19 protein-coding genes and 1 pseudogene are annotated in these 17,401 nt (G+C 59.8%); 9 read left to right on the top strand and 11 right to left on the bottom strand.

Annotation, left to right across the window (positions count from 1 at the left end):
• Positions 1-87: 87 nt before the first annotated feature.
• Entirely contained in the window at positions 88-1,251 is a 1,164-nt protein-coding gene (locus ACK9YZ_RS29105; RefSeq protein ID WP_416067046.1) for an aminotransferase, read from the top strand.
• Here ACK9YZ_RS29105 and ACK9YZ_RS29100 read toward each other — a convergent pair.
• From ACK9YZ_RS29100 to hutC (ACK9YZ_RS29085), 4 genes are all read right to left on the bottom strand, one after another.
• Positions 1,228-1,767: a flavin reductase family protein gene (locus ACK9YZ_RS29100; RefSeq protein WP_416067045.1), complete on the bottom strand. Its 540-nt coding sequence runs from the start codon at positions 1,765-1,767 to the stop codon at positions 1,228-1,230. The genes ACK9YZ_RS29105 and ACK9YZ_RS29100 overlap by 24 nt on opposite strands.
• Positions 1,764-3,119, bottom strand: a complete 1,356-nt coding sequence (locus ACK9YZ_RS29095; protein WP_416067044.1) for an LLM class flavin-dependent oxidoreductase — start codon at positions 3,117-3,119, stop codon at positions 1,764-1,766. The genes ACK9YZ_RS29100 and ACK9YZ_RS29095 overlap by 4 nt, the downstream gene beginning before the upstream one ends.
• Positions 3,120-3,229: 110 nt before the next feature.
• Entirely contained in the window at positions 3,230-4,171 is a 942-nt protein-coding gene (locus ACK9YZ_RS29090) for a LysR family transcriptional regulator (RefSeq protein WP_416067043.1), read from the bottom strand.
• On the bottom strand, positions 4,168-4,911 hold the full coding sequence (hutC, locus tag ACK9YZ_RS29085) for a histidine utilization repressor (protein ID WP_416067042.1): 744 nt from the start codon (positions 4,909-4,911) through the stop codon (positions 4,168-4,170). The genes ACK9YZ_RS29090 and hutC (ACK9YZ_RS29085) overlap by 4 nt, the downstream gene beginning before the upstream one ends.
• A 241-nt stretch (positions 4,912-5,152) precedes the next feature.
• On the opposite strand from hutC (ACK9YZ_RS29085), the gene ACK9YZ_RS29080 reads away from it, so the two are divergent.
• The 7 genes and pseudogenes from ACK9YZ_RS29080 to ACK9YZ_RS29050 all read left to right on the top strand — a co-directional run.
• The gene (locus ACK9YZ_RS29080) at positions 5,153-5,980 is read left to right on the top strand and encodes a transporter substrate-binding domain-containing protein (protein ID WP_216760227.1); all 828 of its coding nucleotides are present in this window, start codon (positions 5,153-5,155) and stop codon (positions 5,978-5,980) included.
• Between the two features lie 98 nt (positions 5,981-6,078).
• Positions 6,079-6,720, top strand: coding sequence for an amino acid ABC transporter permease (locus ACK9YZ_RS29075; RefSeq protein WP_416067041.1), 642 nt, complete (start codon positions 6,079-6,081; stop codon positions 6,718-6,720).
• Positions 6,717-7,385 (top strand): amino acid ABC transporter permease, encoded by a 669-nt coding sequence (locus ACK9YZ_RS29070; protein ID WP_183800017.1) that lies wholly within the window; start codon positions 6,717-6,719, stop codon positions 7,383-7,385. Before ACK9YZ_RS29075 ends, ACK9YZ_RS29070 begins: the two co-directional genes overlap by 4 nt.
• Complete coding sequence (locus tag ACK9YZ_RS29065; protein WP_416067040.1) at positions 7,382-8,173, top strand: amino acid ABC transporter ATP-binding protein; 792 nt, start codon at positions 7,382-7,384, stop codon at positions 8,171-8,173. Before ACK9YZ_RS29070 ends, ACK9YZ_RS29065 begins: the two co-directional genes overlap by 4 nt.
• Before the next feature lie 277 nt (positions 8,174-8,450).
• Positions 8,451-8,630, top strand: a complete 180-nt coding sequence (locus ACK9YZ_RS29060; protein ID WP_416067039.1) for a hypothetical protein — start codon at positions 8,451-8,453, stop codon at positions 8,628-8,630.
• Between the two features lie 228 nt (positions 8,631-8,858).
• Positions 8,859-9,665, top strand: a complete 807-nt coding sequence (locus ACK9YZ_RS29055) for a GNAT family N-acetyltransferase (RefSeq protein WP_416067038.1) — start codon at positions 8,859-8,861, stop codon at positions 9,663-9,665.
• A 42-nt stretch (positions 9,666-9,707) separates the two neighbouring features.
• Positions 9,708-9,965, top strand: a pseudogene (locus tag ACK9YZ_RS29050) (type II toxin-antitoxin system RelE/ParE family toxin); the annotation flags it as partial.
• A gap of 32 nt (positions 9,966-9,997) precedes the next feature.
• On the opposite strand, the gene solA reads toward ACK9YZ_RS29050, so the two are convergent.
• The 6 genes from solA to ACK9YZ_RS29020 all read right to left on the bottom strand — a co-directional run bounded on the left by solA (position 9,998) and on the right by ACK9YZ_RS29020 (position 15,819).
• The gene (solA, locus tag ACK9YZ_RS29045) at positions 9,998-11,128 is read right to left on the bottom strand and encodes an N-methyl-L-tryptophan oxidase (RefSeq protein WP_416067037.1); all 1,131 of its coding nucleotides are present in this window, start codon (positions 11,126-11,128) and stop codon (positions 9,998-10,000) included.
• 9 nt (positions 11,129-11,137) lie between these two features.
• A complete protein-coding gene (locus ACK9YZ_RS29040; protein WP_416067036.1) occupies positions 11,138-12,631 on the bottom strand; it encodes an HAL/PAL/TAL family ammonia-lyase in 1,494 nt (497 codons plus the stop codon).
• Entirely contained in the window at positions 12,628-13,404 is a 777-nt protein-coding gene (locus ACK9YZ_RS29035) for an ABC transporter ATP-binding protein (protein ID WP_416067035.1), read from the bottom strand. The genes ACK9YZ_RS29040 and ACK9YZ_RS29035 overlap by 4 nt, the downstream gene beginning before the upstream one ends.
• A gap of 27 nt (positions 13,405-13,431) precedes the next feature.
• Complete coding sequence (locus tag ACK9YZ_RS29030; RefSeq protein ID WP_216760235.1) at positions 13,432-14,136, bottom strand: ABC transporter permease; 705 nt, start codon at positions 14,134-14,136, stop codon at positions 13,432-13,434.
• Positions 14,137-14,146: 10 nt separating this feature from the next.
• Positions 14,147-14,872, bottom strand: coding sequence for an ABC transporter permease (locus ACK9YZ_RS29025; protein WP_416067034.1), 726 nt, complete (start codon positions 14,870-14,872; stop codon positions 14,147-14,149).
• Between the two features lie 104 nt (positions 14,873-14,976).
• Positions 14,977-15,819, bottom strand: a complete 843-nt coding sequence (locus ACK9YZ_RS29020; RefSeq protein ID WP_416067033.1) for a transporter substrate-binding domain-containing protein — start codon at positions 15,817-15,819, stop codon at positions 14,977-14,979.
• A 191-nt stretch (positions 15,820-16,010) separates the two neighbouring features.
• Between ACK9YZ_RS29020 and hutC (ACK9YZ_RS29015) the strand changes: the two genes are divergently transcribed.
• Positions 16,011-16,766: a histidine utilization repressor gene (hutC, locus tag ACK9YZ_RS29015; RefSeq protein ID WP_416067032.1), complete on the top strand. Its 756-nt coding sequence runs from the start codon at positions 16,011-16,013 to the stop codon at positions 16,764-16,766.
• 57 nt (positions 16,767-16,823) lie between these two features.
• On the opposite strand, the gene ACK9YZ_RS29010 is transcribed toward hutC (ACK9YZ_RS29015), so the two are convergent.
• The gene (locus tag ACK9YZ_RS29010; RefSeq protein ID WP_216760239.1) at positions 16,824-17,399 is read right to left on the bottom strand and encodes a HutD family protein; all 576 of its coding nucleotides are present in this window, start codon (positions 17,397-17,399) and stop codon (positions 16,824-16,826) included.
• Between the last annotated feature and the right edge of the window lie 2 nt (positions 17,400-17,401).

Below are 17,401 nucleotides of genomic sequence, written 5' to 3'. Positions count from 1 at the left end.
TCTCCGCTTCAGTTTCGTTTCGCCCAACAAAGAGGTTGAGAAAGCCATTGGTATCGTTGTAGCAATCGGGATCAAAGAGAAATCGATATGACCGCCGCAAAATTCAATTCGCTCGTTTCCCGCCTTTCTGCCCCGCCCATTCCGTCCGTCGTTGCATGGGGCCGTGAATACAAAGGGTTGAAGGGGCCACTCATCGATCTGTCGCAAGCCGTGCCCGGCTATCCCGCGCATCCGGAGATGCTGCGGCTTCTCGGCGAGACGGCCGGACAACAGGCGATGACGGGATACGGGCCGATCGAGGGCGAGCCTTTATTGCGCAAGACCTACGCTGCCCATGTTGCCGAGCTTTACGGCGCCGCCATTACCGCCGGCAATATCCACATTACCGCCGGCTGCAATCAGGCGTTCATGTGTGCCGCGATCGCGCTCGCCGGCGCGGGCGATACAGTAGCGCTCACCAATCCCTTCTATTTCAATCATGACACGACACTGTCGATGCTGGGAATCGGGCGGCGATTGGTCGACTGCGATCCCGCCAATGGGTTCTTTCCCGATCCGCGTTCGGCCGAGGCGGCACTTGCTGCCGGCGCGAAGATGCTGGCGGTCGTCACGCCCAACAATCCGACGGGGGCAGTGTATCCGCCGGAGCTGCTTCATGAGCTTTTTGTTCTCTGCCGGAAATATGGCGCCTGGCTGGTCGTCGATGAGACCTATCGCGATTTCCTCTGCGCCGACTACGGACGGCCGCACTCTCTGCTGTCCGAGCCGGGTTGGGAGGACACGCTCGTTCTTCTTTACAGTTTCTCGAAATCCTTCTGCATTCCTGGCCACAGGCTAGGTGCGATCACGGCAGGACCCAAACTCGTCGCCGAAATCGCGAAAGTGATGGACAACATGCAGATCTGTGCACCGCGTTCGGCTCAGATCGCCGTTGCATCGGCCATCCCGTTGCTCGCCGACTGGCGGGCCGGCAACCGTGCCGAGATCGCTCGCCGGGCGGATGCGCTGAGGCTGGTCGTGTCCAAGCTGCCAGGCTGGGAGATTGGCGCGATCGGCGCCTATTTCGCCTTTGTTCGCCATCCTCTTACCGATCGATCGTCTTCCGAGGTGGCCGAAAAACTCGCCAGGGAATCCGGCATCGTTTGTTTACCCGGCGCCTATTTCGGGGAGGGGCAGGAGCGTTACCTCAGGCTTGCCTTTGCCAATGCGGATGTCGCATCGATAGGCCTACTGTCCGACCGGCTCATCTAGACCGCTGCACTCAGCCTCTGCCGGAAGATGATGATAACTGCCGCGCCAATAGAGAAGCGGCCCTATGCTCTCTCGGATTTGGATCGCGCAGATATGCCCGATCAAAATCGCATGGGAATGATGGTGGAAAGCGGCTTCAAGCCTGCAATCCAGCACTGCAAGAGCCTTTTCAAGGACGGCCGCGCCGGTCCTCAGGCGATACCATCCCGCATTGCCATAGCGTTCGGCGCCCTTGCGTCCATCAAGGCCGGCAAAGGATTGCGCGACAGTCTGCTGATCGGCGGCGAGCACGTTGACACAGAAGCAGCCGTGCCGTTGCAGCACTGGCCAGGAGGAAGACGCACGGCTGACGCTGACGATGACGGAGGGCCGCTCCGCCGAAAATGAAGAGACCGACGTCGCGGTGAAGCCGGTGCGGTCTTCTCCGTCGCCGACGGTGATCACGCTGACGGCACCTGCCAGATGACGCATCGAAAGCTTGAAGTCCGCTTCGCTGATCAAGGCTTCGGCACTCATCGGCCTGCTGCTTGCGTTTTGGCAAAGCGGTTCGCTGGCATTGAGAGGCCGAGGTTCTCGCGCAAGGTTCTGCCCTCGTATTCCTCGCGAAACAGTCCGCGGCGTCGAAGCTCGGGCAGGACGAGCCGCACGAAGTCGTCAAGGCTGGACGGCAAGGTCGGAAACATCAGGATGAAGCCGTCGGCGGCACGCGTCTCGAACCATTCCTCCATGAAGTCGGCAATCTGGGATGGCGTGCCTGTCATGCCATTTCCGGTATGCTTCTCGGCATAGTGCCGGATAAGTTCACCGACGGTGCGGCCACTTGTTACGAAGTCGACCAGTTCGTCGAACAGAGCGCGTGATCCCTTTGGTGCTGCCGGCAGCCGCTCCATGGGGAAAGGCTGGTCGAGGGCCACGTCATGCAGATCGGCCTCGAGGAATTCGGAGAGCATAAGCCGGCCAACATCCGGATGCATCTTGTCGATCAGATAGTCCACCTTCGCCTTTGCCTCGGCTTCGGTCTCACCGACGTTGATAACGATGCCCGGCATGATCTTCAGGTCGTCCGCATTGCGGCCATAGGTCGGCATCCGACGCTTGACGTTTTCGTAGAAGGCCCGGTTGCGCTCGATATTCGACGCGAGGCTGAAGACGATCTCGGCCGTGCGTGCCGCCATGTCCATTCCGGGTTCCGAACCGCCCGCCTGGGCGATGACGGGGCGACCCTGAGGCGTTCGCGCGATGTTGAGGGGGCCGCGGACCTGGAAGTGCTTGCCTTTATGATTGAGCGTATGGTGTTTGCTCTTATCATAGTAGACACCGGTTTCACGGTCGAGAAGCAACGCGCCTTCCTCGAAGCTGTCCCAAAGACCGAACACGACATCGACGAATTCGTTGCCGCGCTCATAGCGCAACGCATGCGGGTCGAGCCCCTCGCGGTTGAAGTTGTAGCCGGTTTCGTCGTGGTCGGAGGTGACGACGTTCCAGCAGGCGCGTCCCCTACTCAGATGGTCGATTGAGGAGAACAGACGCGCGACATTGTACGGTTCGTAATAACTCGTCGAGGCCGTCGCCACGAGGCCGAGATTATCGGTTGTGACCGCCAGAGCCGAAAGCAGCGAGAGGGGTTCGAAACGGTTCATCTTGGTCGGAATGCGGGCAAGCGCATTCGCATCACCAACGGCGGCGGCGGGAGAATCCGGAATGAACATGAAATCGAATTTGGCGGCCTCGGATCGTTTGGCGACATCGAGCAGATGAGCGAAGTCGTTGGCGCCGTTGACGGCGCTTGCTGGATGCAGCCAGGAGGCGGGATGAAAGCCGAACGTGTAGACGAAAGTTCCGAGTTTCATCTTGTCGGTTCGCGCCATCGAGCTCTCCATCGATATCGGTCGTGCCACCGCGGGAAACCGACTGCGCAAATTATCATCAGGCACAATTTTTCATCAATATTGCGTAGCTGAGTTCTGTTTTAGTTTTTCTAAAGTGTTGATCTGGGCGCGGACGCCAAAGCCTGCTGACGGGAGACGGCCACGAGCCAATCGCGGAATTCGCGCCCATGGGGCTTCTGCAACGCCGCGCGATCCCAGGCGAGATAATAGCTGTCGCGCAGTGCTACGCGTATATCGACGGGAATGACGAGCGTCTGTGCCTCAAGCTCGTCGGCAATCATAGACATCTGCGCGAGGACCACGCCGCGCTTGTTGACGGCTGCGTCAATCGCACTGCTCGACAGGGTGAAGGAAAGACCTGCTGTGCTCTCCTCGAACGTGGTGCCCGTCATATCAGCAAATTCGCGCCAGCTTGGATAGGGTGTGAAATGCCGCTCCCATTCGACATGCAGGAGTGGATATTCGAGAAGCCGTGCGACCGAGGACACGTTGCCCTTGATCAGCGCCGGCGAGCAGGCTGGCACGACCCAATCGCGAAACAGTTCGGCATAGTGTTCATGCTGCAGCACATCCGATCCATAGCTGATGCGGAAATCGACGTCGTCGAAGCCCATGCGCGGTTCCTTGTCGCGGCCGACAATCCGGATATGAGCATTCGGATGAAGGGCCTGCCAGTCGAAGATCCGGCGCCCTATCCATTTGTTGACGACGGACGACAAGGCGCTGAGAACCAGAGCATTCTCATTGCGCGCCCGTTCCAAAACCTGTTCTGCGAGCGCGAATTGCTCAAAACCCTTCGATATTTCCTGGTGATAGAGCCGCCCCCATTGGGTGAGCTCGACAGTGCGCCCGTTGCGCTCTAGCAAGGTGACACCGAGAAAGCTCTCGATCTTGCGGATCTGCTGACTTATCGCGCCGGGGGAAACCTTCAGCTCGAGGGCCGCAGCGCTTACGCCGCCACAGCGGCCGACAGCTTCGAACGCCTGCAGGCCCTTGAGCGGCACTGCCCGGATAACCTGTTTTTCCGTCAAAAGGAACCTCTCTGCGGCGGTTGATCTGGGATGCTTCTTTCCGTTGGATGGAAATCGCCGGCGAATTGGAAACGGTCGCCGGGATGGATGATTTCGACGTGAGTGACCGTGCGGCTGCTCTGCCACGTCTGGCGGATCAGGGTCAGGCAGGCCTTGCCACGCTCGGTCTCAAGCAGTCGTGCCGTGGCGGCGTCGGCCGAAACGGCGCGAATGACATGCCTTGCCTTCGACCAGGGCACCATGTCCAGCAACCACTTGCCGGGCGGAACCGACGCAAAGCTCTCGGTTCTGGCAGACGGGACCATGGCGAGCATGATGATGCGCCGCTCCAGCGCATTTGGCTTGCCGTCCACTGTGTGCAGGCAGTGAAGCCGCAGGATGTCCGCTCCTGTTGTCTCGCCGAGCTGTGCGGCGGTGGCAGCATCCAGTGTCTCGATCCTTCGCCGCAGGATCCTGTGGCTGTGGTCATGCCCCGCCAATTCGGCTTCCGTCGAAATGTCCTGGATATCCATCACGGTGCGGTCGATCTGCCGGGAGGCGACGAAGGAGCCAACCTTGCGGCGGCGTGTGATCATGCCGCGTTGCGCCAGGGCCGAAAGAGCCTTGTTCACGGTCATTCGGGAACATTGATACTCTTCTACCAACTCGTGTTCGAAGGGGATGCGGTGACCAGGTTGCCAGACGCCGCCCATGATCCTGGTTTCGATGTCTTCGAAAATTCTCTGATGAATTGAAACCAAAACTCACCTCGATCCAGCGATGACATTCAATTTCCACCAAAGCCGCCGCCGCTACCGGCACTATGCGGCTAACAGCACTATGCGGCACAAATCTTGCCTGCGTCGAGTTTAGCGTTTGACAGTGTAGGCCGGCCTGTATCTATTTGTATAGACAAAAGCGGATCAGAGAAATCCGCTCGGCGGGACAACGATTGGGGAACTTGGACCTTCCACCGGAAGGGTAAAAACTGGAGAGAAAAACATGAGGAAGAATTCGCTTCTGAAGGGGCTGGTCGGCGCTGCGTTTCTGTTCGGCGCAACGATTTCCGCCCATGCGGCCGACACGCTTGCCGCCGTGAAGGCCGCTGGCACCATGAAGGTCGGTACCGAGACGGCCTTCGCACCGTTCGATTTTATCGACGCTGGCGAACATGTGGGCTTGAACGTCGATCTTTTTAACGAGATCGGCAAGGAGCTTGGGGTGAAAATCGAATGGGTCACGCTCCCCTGGGATGGCGTCTTCCCGGCACTCGAGGCTGGCAAGTTCGACGTCGTCGCAGGCCCAGCGACGATCACCAAGAAGCGCATGGAGCGCTATCGTTTCACGCCCCCGCTTGCTGAGGCGACCATCGCGATCCTGAAGAAGGCGGGCGACCAGACGATCAGCAAGCCGGAGGATATCGCTGGCAAGAAGATTGGCGTCGGCAAGGCGACCGCCCAGCTCGATCAGCTCAAGGAGTTTTCCGAAGCCCTGCCGACAAAGGTCGATATCCGCGAATACCCGGCCTTCACTGAATCCTATGCGGATCTCGCGGCCGGCCGCATCGCCGGTGTTGCCAACTCACTGCCGAACATTGCTTTCGTCGCGAAGCAGCGCGAAGGCACGTTCGAAGTCGTGCTGCCGCCCTTTGGCAAGAAATCCTATTTCGGCTTTATCGGCCTCAAAGATGCAGATCATGCGCCGCTGATGGATGCGATCGACGCCGCCATGCTGAAGATCAAAGCTGACGGCCGGATGGCGACGCTGCAGAAGAAGTGGTTCGGCGCGAGCTTCGACACACCGGATTCCGTTAAGGACCCGGCATTCTGATCAGCCATCGGAAATCGGCCATGCCTGCGGGGATGCCGGGGCATGGCCGAGGAAAACGACCGGATCTTCCTCACCGCCAAGCGAGCGAAATCTGAACAATGTCCGTTAAACTCTTCGAGTTGCTTTTGCAGGCATCGATCTACACGGTCACCATCAGCGTTGTGTCGATCCTCATCGGCTTTGCGATTGCGATCCTTCTTTCGGGAATGCTGCTGTCGGGGCGAGGGCTTTTCGTGCGACCTGCCCAGATTTTCATCAGCTTCTTCCGCGGCGTGCCGCTGCTGGTGCAACTGCTGCTGATCTACAATCTTCTTCCGGTCATCGGCATCAATGTGCCAAGCATTGTGGCCGCGATCATCGGCCTCTCGCTCTGCACGGCAGCCTACCAGGCGGAGAACCTGCGCGGTGGCTTTGCCAGCGTGCCTCGAGGCTTGGTGGAGTCGGCGGAAATGGTCGGTCTGACGCCGCGCCAGATCTTCCGACGCGTCAAGGTTCCGATCGCCCTGCGCCTCACGTTTCCAGCTCTCGTCAACGAGGCGATCCTCATTCTCAAGGCCTCGTCGTTGGTCTCAGTCGTTGGCATCGTCGAATTGACGCGCATGGCGCAGGACCTTGCCGGCAGCACCTTCCTGCCGCTGCAGCTTTTCGCATCCGCCGGTCTCATCTATCTGGTGATCAACTGGTTGGTGACCCTTGCCGGCAGCCTGATCGAAAATAGACTCCCGGGGGCGCCGCGGTGACCTTCGACATCAATGTCCTCATCGGGCAGTGGCCCGCCATTGTCAGCGGTGCCGGCGTGACGATCATGATCTGGATCCTTGGCACCATCGCTGCGGCCGTCCTCGGCTTCCTGATGGCAGTCGCGAGGCAATATGGCGGCATGCTGATCGACAAGGCGCTAGGCGCCGTCGTCGCGGTACTGCGCGGCACGCCGTTTCTCATCCAGATATTCCTGGTCTATTACGGCGGCCCCTTTGTCGGCCTCGATCTCGATCCCTTGCCCGCCGGATTGATCGGCATATCGATCTATGGGGCGGCCTATTTCAGCGAGATCTTCCGCTCCGGCTTCCAGGCTGTGCCGAGGGGACATATCGAGGCCGGCGAATGTGTCGGCCTGACTCAGGGGCAGATCGTCAGGCGCATTCTATTGCCGGAAATGACGATGCTGGTGCTGCCGCCATCCGTGAATATGGTGGTCATCCTGATGAAGGAGACGGCGGTCTTGTCGATTATCACCGTGCCTGAGCTTACGGCGACGCTGAGCGCAATCGGCTCGCAGCAATATGCCTTCGTCGAAGCACTCTCCGCATTGGCGCTTTTCTATTGGGTGCTCGTCGAAGTCACCGGCTGGCTCGGCAACCTTGCTGAAACGAAACTATCCAGATTCAGGTTTTTCAACGCATGAGCGTCCCAGCAATAGCAGTCAGGAATCTCGTCAAGACTTTTGGAGAGACCACGGTCCTTCATGGCATCGATCTGGCTATCGAGCCCGGGCAGGTTTCCTGCCTCATCGGTCCATCCGGCTCCGGCAAGAGTACGCTTTTACGCTGCATGGCTTTTCTTGAGGAGGCAACACGCGGGACGATCTCCATCAACGGCGAGGTGCTTGGCTTTACCGAGGATTCTCAAGGGCGGCGCGAGCGCATTTCGGCTGCCGCCAACCGTGCGATCCGCGCCCAAATCGGCATGGTGTTCCAGCAGTTCAATCTCTGGCCGCATATGACGGCGCTTGGAAATGTCAGCGAGGCGCTGAAAACTGTTCACAAGATGAGCCGCAAGGATGCAGAGGAGCAGGCAATGGCCCAGCTCGTCAAGGTTGGCCTCGAGGGCCGGGCCGGGCATTATCCCTCGCAGCTATCAGGCGGGCAGCAGCAGCGCGTGGCGATCGCCCGTGCTCTGGCACTGAAGCCCAAGATCATGCTGTTTGATGAGCCGACCTCGTCGCTTGACCCGGAGTTGACGGGCGAAGTCTTGAACGTCATGCGCGATCTGGCCGCCGAGGGCATGACCATGGTTGTCGTCTCGCACGAGATAGGTTTTGCTGCGACCGTCGGCCAGCAGATCATCTTTCTCGACCACGGCAAGGTCCTCTTCAGCGGATCGTCCCAGGAGGTATTCAAAAAGCCGAGAAATCCCCGTCTCGAACAATTCCTCGATACCTATCTCGACCGTGGTGCGTCGATGTTGTTGTAGTATCCATGTCCTTCCGGATCGTCAGGCGGGCTGAGTTGAACATCTGGGATCTTCCCCCAACCTGACCTGCGTGCATACGGGGAATGCACGAAGGCAAACGGCTTATGGGTTCCGCGGCCGCCGCTTGAGCGGCATCCGAATATGACATACGTAAGAGACGAAGTTGGCCCAAGCAAACTGAGGCTACTGCTGGAGTTATCGAAAGGCGGCGCTCATGGATCTTTGACTGCAGCAGAATTCGGCATATCTGAATACTCGACCGAAAGGATACGCAGCAATGAACATTTCGCTTGCGAGAATACCGTATGACGAAGAAATCGAAGTGCAGGCGTTCGTTAGTCTATTCGATATGTCCTCTCCTGCGTTTGTCGAAGCATACAACTTCGCCTGCGTGAATATCGGCGAAGGCGGCGCGATATCAGAAGCCAAATTCGTTACCGATCCGGATTGTTTATGACGTCTGGGAGTGATGTCTGCCGACGAGGAACTAAGACAAGATGAGAGCGACCGTCGGTTCTGGAAAACTGGAAATCGTTCACCGATATCCTCTTTTATCTTATTTAATGGACGATACTTCTACATGCTATTTTTCGACGTCTGCTGTCCGTCCAGCGAGCCGGAGAAAAATCTGGTTCCGTCTCGCGTAGCAGCTTCGGACGACCGATTATTTTGAGAAGGAAATGGTTTGAAGAATACTAATAAGAGAATTCCCCGGGAAGAGTGGATCGAGGCAAAGGCTTTCATTGACCTCGCCAGGATAACGCCCCAGCCGTTTAAGGACAGCGTCGATTTCACCTGTATGACAGTCGGCGATGGCTGCGCCATTTCACTGCCCCAGGCTCCCGCCATCGGGCTTAACCGCATAGTTGGCTTGGACGACGTCAGCGGGCTCAATGCTGCATTCGATTGGATGAAGACCAAAACGGGGCGGCGCAACGTCCAGATCAGCGAGGCTTCCGCCTCAAATGATCTGCGTCAATGGGTAGCAGACAAAGGGCTGATTGAAACCGGCGCGTGGGTAAAACTGGTAAGGTCCGCGCCATCCGCTCCGCTTGCAATCGAAGGACCTGTGCGTGCCCGCTTGGCCGCTGTCGATGACGCGCCCATTTTCGGCAAGATAATGTGCACTGGCTTTGGTTTTCCGGCTGAGCTCGAGCCGCTTTGGTCGTGCCTCGTCGGCAAGGAATGCTGGAGCTGTTTCATCGCGGAGTGGGAGGGCACGCCGATTGGAACCGGGGCGATCTTCATCCAAGGCGGATACGCCTGGCTGGGTGGCGGAACGACGCTTCCTGATTACCGTGGGCGCGGCGCACAAAAGGCATTGATCAATGCACGATTGAACGAAGGGCTTGCGAAGGGTGTCTCACTCTTTGCGGTGGAGACCGTACAGCCCCAGGAAGGGCAGCCAAATTCGTCATTCGCAAACTTGACCAGAGCCGGCTTCGGCCTTTCTTATGTCCGTAAGAATTATCTCCTGCCAGACGCTGTCTGAATACCCGCCTGTGCAATATCTGCACCGGTATAATTCCTTGTTATGAGATCCAAGCGAAAGCTCTCGGCACAGCAAGTGACAAACAAGTCCATCGTCCCTCGGGGATTGGCTCGCAGTGACGTCGAAGCGGCCGTTGACTACTATGTGCTCGACGTTGGAACCGAGGTTGCCCTTGGCTTTATCGACGCTTCAAAGGCAGCTTATGACCTGACCGCAAGGCACCCGGAATCGGGATCGCTACGATATGGATACGAGTTGGGATTGCCCGACCTGCGCAGCATGTCCAGGAGTTCTTCCCCCCTAGGCGGCTCACTGAGCCGCCGCCCGCGGTTCTAGACCTTGGCAAAGGAAAAGGCGTTGATGGGCAGGTCGGTCTGACCATCAAGGGCAAGATCCGCCAGGATTTCGCCGACGACGCTGGTAAACTTGAAGCCGTGACCGGAGCAGGGGGAGGCGACGACGATATTCTTCTCGCCCGGCATATGGTCGAGAAGGAAATCCTCGCTCGGCAGCATTGTATAACGGCAGGTCGTCTCTTTCATACGAAGACCCGCTGCACCCGGAACGCGCTTCTTGATAAAACCGTCGAGCAAGGCCCTGTCGGCATCGTTCACAGGCGGGTTCGGCTTGTTAGGATCGATCGGTTCGCGGAAATGTGCGTGTTTGCCGATCTTCACGCCATCGACGCCGATGGCCGGGAAACCGAAATAGGAGCCTTCGGCACCTTCATCTCGCAAGAAGCAGGGCATGCGCTGCGGCTGCGTGGCAAAGCCATCCTGCGGCTGATACCAGGCGACGACCTGGCGGATCGGCACCGCGGCCTTTTCGAGCTGTGGCACGAGTTCGGCAATCCAGGATCCGGTCGCCACCACGATTTTTCCCGCGCGATAGCGTCCGCTCTCGGACGTAATCGTCACGCCGGCATCATCGGGCTCGATCGCCGTCACCTTCTCGCCGAAATGCAGAACCGCGCCGTCCTCGGCAGCCAGTCTCAGATAACCCATGACAGCCGCTTCCGGGCGAAGATAGCCGCCCTGCGGGTCAAGCAGGCCAATCTCATGGTCGTCAAGCTGGAAGGCGGGAAAACGGCGCGCCATCTCCGCCTTGTCGAGCACCTCGTGGGCAAGTCCGTGCAGCTCACAGGAGGAGCGCGTACCGGAGACGATTTTGCCGTCGGGCGCGCCGATCTGCAGCACGCCTGTTATCGTCAGGATATCGGTACGCAAGCGCGCCTCCAGCGACCGCCAGTTCTGATAGGCGCGCTTGAGCAGCGGAACATAGGACGGATCCTCGAAATAGCCGAGCCGGATCAGGCGGCTGTCACCATGCGAGGAACTCAGCGCGTGGGCGGGAAAATGGGCATCGAAGCCAATCGCCTTGACACCGCGGGCTGCCAGAAAGGCGAGCGCAGCACTTCCCATGGCACCGAGGCCGATAACGGCGACGTCGAAGCTGGCGGTCATGAAGTCTCCTCAGGGAATTGCTGGTGCCGCGGCCTTACGGACGAGCCCGCGTAAGGCCTCGATGTCGCGCGACGGTGGCCGATCATCGGCATAGGCAGGCACGATCGTGCGAACGGCCTTGTAGATAGCATCAGTACCCGTCGCCCTCGACGCGGTGCCTACAAGGAATTCGTGCGCCTGCGCAGCCGCCATCAATTCGATCGCCAGGATATATTCGGCATTGTCGATCAGCGCGAGAAGCTTGTTGGCGGCGGCTGTCGGATGCGCCAGGAAATCCTCCTGGAGGCCCGATGTGATACCGCCATCGGTAGAAGCCGGCGCTGCGAGCCGCCGGTTCTCATTGACGAGAGCGGCGGCCGTATATTGCGCGATCATGAAACCGGAATTGCTGCCGGCATCGCTTGCCAGGAAGGGCGGCAGTCCGCTCACCAGCGGATTGACGAGGCGGTCCGTGCGCCGTTCGCTCATGGCGGAAATCTGCGCAAGCGCCATCGCCAGACTATCGGCGGCCTGCGCGAGGGCGGGTGCGACGGCATGGGCTTCCGAGGAGACGATCGGCTCTTCCGGCGTGCCCGACACGGCGGGATTGTCGGTGACCGAGGCAAGCTCCTGATCGACGATAAGGGCGGAGGCATCAAAGACATCGCGGGCAGCGCCGTGGGCATGCGGGATGGAACGTAGGCTGAGCGCATCCTGTGTTCGTCGACCGAGCGCAGCTGCCACCAGCCCGCTGCCGGCAAGCCGGGCACGCAGCGAGGCGCCGACATGGGCGATGCCCCTGGAGGGGCGTAGCGCCAGAACGGCTTCGTCGAAGGCCGCCATCTGGCAGCCGGCAGCTTCAAGCGTCAGGGCCGCGACCGCATCGGCCCAATCGAGCAGCCGCTCGGTGCGGGCGAGCGCAACGCTTGCAAGTCCCGTCGCGCAGGCGGTGCCGTTGACAAGGCTGAGACCCTCCTTGGCGCCGAGCACCAGCGGTTCGAGGCCGGTAGCGGCAAGCGCATCCCGGCCGCTCATGCGGCTGCCATTAACGCTTGCGCTGCCTTCGCCGATCAGTACCAGCGCGTTGTGGGCATTGTGGGTGAGGTAACCTGCAGATCCCTTGGAGGGAACGTCCGGAATGCAATTCCTCTCGAGGAAAGCGGCGAGATGGCGGACGATGTCAGGGCGCACACCGGAATGCCCATGGGCAAAATTGGCGATCTGCGCAGCGATGATCGCGCGCACTTCGCGCGGCGCCAGCAGCGGGCCGACGCCGCAGGCATGGCTGAGGATGATGTTGCGCGACAGCCTGATTTGCGAGGCTCTGTCGACCACCGTATCTGACAGCGCGCCGACGCCGGTATTGATGCCATAGGCGCGCACGCCGGTCTCAACGATCCGCTCGACGATGCGGCTTGCATTCCTAATGCGATCCCAGGCCGCTTGCGACAGGGTGAGAGCCTCACCCTCGGCCACGCGTGCAATATCGCGCCAGCCTGCAACCCGATCGATGGTAATGGTCATTGGGCGCTACCGAAATGGCCGATGAATTGGCGGAAGGCCGGCGACGCGCCGCCGCCGAACATTTCGTCCGGCGTGCCGCTGCTTTCGACCAGCCCTTCGCGCATGAAGACGACGCGGTTGGAGACGTTGCGGGCAAAGCTCATTTCGTGGGTGACGACGAGCATGGTCATACCCTCCTCGGCGAGTGCGCGCATGACGCGCAGCACTTCGCCGACGAGTTCAGGATCTAGCGCCGAGGTCGGCTCGTCGAAAAGCATGACCTTCGGCTTCATGGCGAGCGAACGGGCAATCGCCGCCCGCTGCTGCTGGCCGCCGGAGAGATGCGCGGGATAGGCGTGGCGCTTGTCGGCGATCCCGACTTTTTCGAGCAGCGCCTCGGCTTCGGCAATGCATTCAGCCCGCGGCCGCTTCAGCACATGGACCGGTCCTTCGATGACATTCTGCAGGATCGTCATATGGGACCAGAGATTGAACGACTGGAAGACCATGCCGAGTTCGGAGCGGATATGGTCAACCTGCTTCTGACTGGCGGGTCTCGTCTTGCCGTTCTTGTGGGTCATTTCGATATGTTCGCCGTCGACCCAGATCTCACCGTCGCTTGCGATCTCGAGCAGGTTGATGCAGCGCAGGAAGGTGGATTTGCCGGAGCCGGAGGCGCCGAGCAGCGAAATCACGTCACCATCCTCAGCGTCGAGCGAAATGCCGCGCAGCACCTCATGGGTGCCGAAGCTCTTTCTGATATTGCGGACCGAAAGTCGGGTTACGCCGGGCATGGAGGCTCCAATCACGTTCAGTCGGTTTCATGCCTTCAGCGCCGGCGGAATGGCGCGGCGATGTCGGGATAGCCAATATTCCAGCAGGGACATGGCCTGCAGGATGATGAAGTTCAAAACGAGGTAGATGATGGCGGCGCAGAGAAAGACCTCCATCGTCCGGTAGGTCTGCGAAATCAGCCGCTGTGCCACACCGGTCACTTCCCAGACCGTAACCAGACTGGCGAGTGCCGTCGATTTCATCATCAGCACGATCTCGGTCGAATAGGCCGGCAGCGCATGGCGGAAAGCGATCGGCGCCAGGATACGGCGCACCATCAGGAAGCCGGACATGCCGATGGCGCGGGCCGCCTCGATTTCCTTTGGCGAGACGGCGCGAATGCCGCCGCGGAAGATTTCGGCGGAGTAACCGGCAGTGCAGAGAGCGAGCGAGAGAACCGCGCAGACCATAGGCTCCCGCAGGAACGGCCACAGGAAGGAATACCGGATGACACCGAATTGGCCGAGCCCGTAAAAGACCAGGAACATCTGGATCAGCAGGGGCGAGCCGCGGAAGATGAAGATATAGCCCTTGGCAAAACCCGAAAGGATGGGATTGCCGCTCACGCGCATGGAGACGATGACGAGTGCAAGCAATCCGCCGAAGAAGATCGACAGGAAGAACAGGATCAGCGTCGTCGGCACGGCTTTCAAGAGCGTGACCATGGTGCTGAAGAGGAAGGCGATATCCATCTATCCCTCCCTATGCCTGGCCCATGGCCGAAGCCGGCATGCTGCGATTGGCATTGCGCTCAGCGCCCTTAAAAACGCGGTCCGATAGGCTAGTGAGGATCAGGTAGAGCGCGCCGCCGACAATGTAGAACAGGAAATATTGCCGTGTCGAGCCGGCGGCTACCTGGCTCGAGCGCATCAGCTCGGCAAGGCCGGTAACCGAAATCAGCGCCGAATCCTTCAGGCTCAATTGCCAGACGTTGCCGAGACCGGGAATGGCAAGGCGCAGGACCTGCGGAATGATAATGCGGCGGAACCGTAGGCCGCGATGCATGCCGATTGCCGAGGCAGCCTCAAGCTCGCCCTTGGAAATGGCAAGATAGGCACCACGATAGACTTCCGCCTGATAAGCGCCGGAGATGATGCCGACGGCAAGCGCACCAGCGGCGAAGGACGGCAGGCCGAGGAAACCCTCATAACCCATCGACTGGCCGATCGCTGTCACCGCCGAAGAGCCGCCGAAATAGATCAGATAGATGATCAGCAGCTCCGGCACACCGCGGAAAACGGTGGTGTAGATGTGGCCGGTCGTGACGAGCACGACCTTGCTGGATAGCTTTGCGGCCGCGATAATCGCGCCGAGGACGGCGCCGATCGCCAGCGCTGTGGCTGTCACGCAGAGCGTCAGCAAGGCACCAAGGAGGAGAAAAGCTCCCCACCCGGTTGAGCCGAAACCAATCAGTTCGAGTGTCGCCATGGGCCTTCCCAGCGCTGTCTTCGTCGTGATGACGGGCGGTCAGAATAGCACGTGGTCTCCGATCGCAAAGCGGAGACCACGGAACGCGGCTTTTGATCGGAAGCTTAGTTCTGCGGGCTGACGTCGACCTTGAACCATTTCATCGAGAGGTTCTTGACCGTGCCATCGGCAAGTGCTGACTTGATGGCTTCGCTGAACTTGTCGCGCAGGTCGGTATCGGCCTTGCGGATGCCGAGGCCTTCGCCTTCACCCCAGATCGAGCCGGCGATTTCCGGGCCGGTGAAGGTCAGTGCGCCACCCGCGGCTTCGAAGGCGTTGTTGAAGTAGACCGCATCGTCGAATCCGAGATCGATACGGCCGTTCTGCAGGTCGAGGTCGCGGTCAGCACCCGTCTTGTATTCGCGGATTTCGGCGATGCTGCCAAAATTATCGTAGACGAACTTGGCGTAGACGGTTGCCGCCTGAATGCCGATCGTCTTGCCCTTGAAGGCTTCCTTCAGCGCTTCGATTTCCTTCACGCCGGTCTGGCCGGGTGTCATCTTGATGGTTGCGCCGGTGCCGGAAGTGTTGGCAAGCGGGCTGTCCTTAGCAGTGGCAAAGGCTGCCGGTGTTGCGGCATAGGGAACCGTGAAATCGATGACCTGCTTGCGCTCTTCCGTGATCGACAGTGCATCCATGATGACGTCGAACTTGCCGGCATTCAGCGCCGGGATCATGCCGTCCCAGTCGGATGCGACCAATGTGCATTCGATCTTGGCGCGTTCGCACAGAACCTTGGCGAGCTCCGGTTCGAAGCCGCCGAGCGAGCCGTCGGCATTGGTGAGGTTCCAGGGAGCGTAGGCGCCTTCGAGCGTGATGGTCGCCTTCGTCCAGTCCTTGGCAGAGGCAGGAGCCGCAAAGGCGGCTGCCGTCATCGCGCAGGAAAGAAGAATCGTGCTGAGCTTCATTGATGTGATCTCCTCTGAGATTGGACAGACCTTGCGGTATGAATGCCGATCTTCGCCGGCTTGCCCGTCCTGGTCCTTTGTTTCATTTTTGGATCGGCAGGTTGTATAGGGTACCATATGAGATATTTTGTGATATGCAAGTGGAAAGTCGATTTAGAGGGCAGATTCCATTCGTGCAAAGGGAATAGGCAATGAAGCGTTCCGACGAGATGAAACGCGAACTGGCGGAAAATGACGGCGGCCCGCTTTATGCCGGCGTCAAGCAGGTCATTCTCGACCGGATCCGCAGCGGCGAATGGCCGCCGCGGCACCGCGTGCCCTCCGAAAACGAGCTGGTGGTGGAGCTCGGCGTCAGCAAGATGACCGCCAATCGGGCGCTCCGGGAACTGGCGAACGAAGGCGAACTCCTCCGCATCCAGGGCGTCGGTTCCTTCGTTGCGGAACGCAAGGGCTATTCTGCGCTCTTCGAGGTGCGCAATATCGCCGACGAGATCGCCGAGCGCGGCCATGTTCACGAGGCTGATGTTATCGTTCTGGCTGAGGAGACGGCCTCTCCGGAGGTTGCCGATGCGCTGGGGTTCGACATCGGCGCGCCGGTTTTCCACTCGCTGATCGTCCACAACGAGAATGGCGTGCCTGTCCAGATCGAGGACCGTTTCGTCAATCCGGGGGCGGTCCCCGACTATCTGGCACAGGACTTTTCGACGCTGACGCCCAATGCCTATCTGACGGCGGCGGCACCGCTCAGCGCATCGGAGCATATCGTCGAGGCGGTGGTGCCGCGCGCCTGGGAATGCAAGCTGCTGACAATCCTGCAGAATGAGCCATGCCTTGCCATCCGCCGACGCACCTGGTCGGCCCGCCAAGTTGTCTCGACGGCGCGTCTCGTCTATCCCGGACATCGCTACAGGCTGGAAACGCGCAGCGGCAAGATCTTCGAGGAATAGGCCGGTTGTATATGGAACTTGCCTCAAAAAGCGATTTCCCTAGTCAGTTCCATGATCTTACGCCTTCTCGATCGAGATGGCGTAGCAGAGCGCCTGGCCCGAAAGATCGAGCCGGCCACCATCGCTCTCTTCAAGCAGCATTGCATCGCCGGCGTCGAGTTCGATGCTCTGAGCACCTGTTCGCGCCGCCAGAATTCCATTGGCGCAAAAGAGCAGGAAAATCCTTTTCGCAAACGCCAGGCTTTTCTCACCATCGATGAAATGCCGCGCGACTGCGTGCCTCACGGCACCCCGCCTGCTCATCACGTTCAGGTCGGTGATTGTGCCATCCGGCAGCGTTGCCGAGACGGTGATATCGGCGGCAAAGGCGAGGGGTTCACTCTCCCGCGTCAGGAGCACCGGCTCACGGCCCTCGATGAAGAGCCGCATACCGTTACCTTTCAGGATCGACAGCGTGCGGTCGATCCCGGGAAAGACGGAGAAAGGCCCGTCGGACGCGACGGTCGCCATGCTGACCCGCCAGTCGAAATCGGCAAGCCCCGCACCATCAGGCGAAATGGCGATCTCCACCGTTTCGCCGCCGCCGTTCTTCCACGGCATGCGCTTGTGATCGGCAGCGCGCAGGACCTTCATGG

It is taken from the genome of Rhizobium sp. ZK1, from assembly GCF_047782645.1.
Classification (GTDB): domain Bacteria; phylum Pseudomonadota; class Alphaproteobacteria; order Rhizobiales; family Rhizobiaceae; genus Rhizobium.
This window is presented reverse-complemented; position numbering and strand designations above follow the sequence as displayed.